This window comes from Microcystis sp. M53598_WE2 (assembly GCF_030067735.1).
Classification (GTDB): Bacteria; Cyanobacteriota; Cyanobacteriia; order Cyanobacteriales; family Microcystaceae; genus Microcystis; species Microcystis aeruginosa.
Genome location: NZ_JASJFE010000215.1, coordinates 1 through 1,507 on the forward strand (window position 1 = coordinate 1; position 1,507 = coordinate 1,507).

A 1,507-nucleotide genomic window follows, 5' to 3' on the forward strand; every position below is an offset into this window, starting at 1 on the left:
AGCGTAAGTGGGTGGGTGGAATAAATATAAGATGAACGTAGGTTGGGTTGAAGCATGAAACCCAACGCCTGCATGGGTTACGCTACCGCTAACCCATCCTACAAATAATTGTGCCTCCCTACTTATAGTGGGAGATTGGCAGCCCCACCGATACGCTTGGAAGCTGCCAAATGTCAGGGCGATCAAAGCAAATCCTTACCTTGACAAGCAAAAGCTATTCACGGCGGAGATCGAAACCATGACTAGGCAGCATACACAGCAATGAAGAAAACATTGCCCTTGATTTTTCAGTAATTGACAGGCGGCTTTGAAGTTAACCTAAGCGCATTAAGGGCAGAAGTCACCCTCAAGGCGATCGATTCTGCCAAAACCCGCCAGGATTTAATCCTCATAAATGCGGCACTCTAAGGCATCGGGATTAGCCTCGCAGTAGGACTGGAGTGAGTTATTCCCCTGTTTTTTGGCCCGTTGATGGGAGGCTTCCGCCTGGAGTTCCTCAACCACATCCCAGGCGGCAGCGCAATCGGGAGAGGTTTCACCCTTGGCCGCACAAATTGTCCGCGCGTCTTCCCGGGCTGCTTCAATTTCATCTTCAATGAACAACCGCTTTGGCTTTTCGACAAAATCGCTCTTGAAGAGAATATCACTGACAGAAATAATGCCCAGCAAAGTTTTGCCCTGAATCACGGGGGCGCGGCGAATGCGGGTTTGAGCAAATAACCGAGCCACATATTCCACCCCCAGTTCGGGATTGACGACCACACAGGGCTTGGCCATAATTTCATAGACCCGCATAGTTTTAGGATCGTGGCCAAAGGCCGCCACTTTGTAAACGATGTCGGTTTCAGTGACAATTCCATAAGGGTCCTGTTCATGGCGCGGTTCGACAATCAATCCCCGCAGTTGTTTTTCTTTCATCAATTTCACGGCATCGGCAACCGTTGCCGAACCACGAATGGTGACAACGTTTTGGGTCATAATTTCTTGAGCTTGCAGCATAGGAGTTGGATGGTGTTGTTAAATTAAAGAACTGGTATAAATGCAAAAGTTGACTAGGGTTGTCCCGATAGCAATTTCCTAGACTCTTGTGGGCTGAGTGCCACTGTCAACAGAGATGACCAGGGCCAATGGGCGCTCGCTGATTTTGGCTGGGACGGGGTAGCGGCGGCTGTGTTCCCCTGAATGCCTGGAGCATAGGCCTCCAGCACAGCGCCGTTTTGCCAACACATGGCGATGAAATAATCACACACTGGGCATTCCGTCTGAGCAACCTGCCGGGCCGGACACTTATATCCTGCGGGTAGGCGATCGCTCAAGAGCCTTTGAGCTACGCTGCCACAGTTGGGACATCGAATTTCTATCAGCTTGTTCATCGGAAATTTTGGGTCTGAAACCCCGCCGTTCTACGGCGGCTTTACGTTAGAATTAAAAGGCCAGTCTCGAAAACCAAGTGGACGGCGCAGCACCTTGAAAACTCGGCTTAGGGGGTTCCGACCAGAAAAGCTTG

Annotated in this window: 2 protein-coding genes; both read right to left on the reverse strand. The window is 50.5% G+C overall.

Annotation, left to right across the window (positions count from 1 at the left end; genetic code table 11):
• Positions 1 to 381 precede the first annotated feature (381 nt).
• Complete coding sequence (locus tag PX636_RS04540) at positions 382 to 999, reverse strand: CP12 domain-containing protein (RefSeq protein ID WP_288116346.1); 618 nt, start codon at positions 997 to 999, stop codon at positions 382 to 384.
• A 53-nt stretch (positions 1,000 to 1,052) separates the two neighbouring features.
• The gene (locus PX636_RS04545) at positions 1,053 to 1,373 is read right to left on the reverse strand and encodes a hypothetical protein (RefSeq protein WP_072319661.1); all 321 of its coding nucleotides are present in this window, start codon (positions 1,371 to 1,373) and stop codon (positions 1,053 to 1,055) included.
• Positions 1,374 to 1,507 lie beyond the last annotated feature (134 nt).

Coding starts and splice junctions, on each gene's coding strand:
- PX636_RS04540 (WP_288116346.1), bottom strand. CDS start 999: ATGCTGCAAGCTCAAGAAATTATGACCCAAAACGTTGTCACCATTCGT.
- PX636_RS04545 (WP_072319661.1), bottom strand. CDS start 1,373: ATGAACAAGCTGATAGAAATTCGATGTCCCAACTGTGGCAGCGTAGCT.